Genomic DNA, 1,539 nt, shown 5'->3' with positions numbered 1-1,539 from the left:
ATCCCCGTACCGTCCGCGCCCTGTCCGCCACCGCCCTCACCGCCGTCGCCCTGGGCACCACCGTGGCGGCCGCCGCGAACCCGGGGGCGGAGGCCAGCCCCCGCACCGTGGCCCCGGGCGGCACGGTCACCGTCTCCGTGGCCTGCGAGCCGACGGGCGGTCCCGCCCCCGAGACCATCGACGCCACCTCGCAGGCCTTCGAGCGCGGCACCGTCCAGCTGAACAAGGACGGCGGCAAGGAGGACGCCGAGGGCGGTCCGGCCTACAGCGGCACCGCTCGTATCGCGCCCGCCGGGAACTTCGAGGAGGGCGGGCCCGACGCGGTCGGCAAGGACTCCGACTGGAGTGTCGACGGCACCTGCCCGGCCGCGCCCGGTGGCCAGGGGAAGCAGTGGAGCGCGTCCTTCTCGGCGTCCCGCGAGGACTCCTCCCGCGAGGGCTCCTCCGGCGAGGGCTCCTCCGGCGAGGGCTCCTCCGGGGCGGACTCCCGCGAGGGTTCCCGTGACGAGGGCTCTCGTGACGAGGTGCCCCGTGACGGCGGATCGCGTGACGGCGGTGCCCGTGACGAAGGTGCCGCGGTCCAGCGCGGGGTGCAGGCGGGCGAGGGCGGCACCTTCACCGACTCCACCCTCGCCCTGGTCACGGGCGGTGTCCTCATCGCGGGCGCGGCCGGCGCCGCCGTCCACAGACTGCGCCGCCGGGAGTCGTCCTCGAACGGCTGAGCTGGCCACGCGATCCACTGGGTACGCAGAGCCTTGGGTACTCGAAGCACAGGGGCACGACAGGCACCGTGGGAACCACGACGGACCACGGACCGGCGTCCGCGGATCCGCGATCCACGGAGGCCCGGTCCACGGCACGACGGCCGGTCCACGGATCACTTCGCGGAGGCACGTATGCGGCGGACCGATCCGGAAGGCCACGGACCCGTCCGTTACGGCCCACCGCTCCCCGGCCAGGACCTGCCGGTGCCGCCCGGACTCGCCGCCGCCGCGACGGGCGCGCACACCGAACCGACCGGCGGGGGACCCGCGCTCCTGGACGCCGCCCTCGCCTACTGGGCCCGGCGCGGACTGTCGGCCGACCGCCACCGGACCACCGCGGCGCCCGGCGCCCCCGCACTGCTTCTCGCGCTGACCGCCGCGCTCGGCGGCGACGTTCTCGTACCGCGCCCCTGCGCGGCCTGGTGGGCGCCGCAGGCACGCCTGCTGGGCAGCTCCGTCTTCCATGTCGGGACACCCGCCGAGTGCGGCGGAGTCCCGGACCCGTACGCCCTCCTGGAGACCGTGCGCCGAGTACGTGCCGAGGGCGGCCACCCGCGGCTGCTCGTCCTCTCCGTCGCCGACGACCCCACCGCCACCGTCGCGCCGCCCGAGGTGGTCCACGAGGCCATCGAGGCAGCCGTGGGCGAGGGGCTGCACGTGGTCAGCGACGAGACCTGGCGCGACACCCTGCACGAACCGCACGACACCGTGTTCCTGAGCCCCGCCGAGATGCTGCCGGAACACGTCACGGTCCTGACCGACCTCGCCGGCCCCT

At 75.8% G+C, this 1,539-nt stretch carries 2 protein-coding genes; both read left to right on the top strand.

Annotated elements, in window-relative coordinates:
• On the top strand, positions 1 to 722 hold a 722-nt coding region (locus O3Q52_RS52975), incomplete at its 5' end, for a hypothetical protein (protein WP_269655531.1).
• A 174-nt stretch (positions 723 to 896) separates the two neighbouring features.
• On the top strand, positions 897 to 1,539 hold a 643-nt coding region (locus tag O3Q52_RS52970; protein ID WP_269655530.1), incomplete at its 3' end, for an aminotransferase class I/II-fold pyridoxal phosphate-dependent enzyme.

The sequence above is a fragment of the Streptomyces sp. ActVer genome (assembly GCF_027270795.1).
GTDB lineage: Bacteria > Actinomycetota > Actinomycetes > Streptomycetales > Streptomycetaceae > Streptomyces > Streptomyces umbrinus_A.
This window is presented reverse-complemented; position numbering and strand designations above follow the sequence as displayed.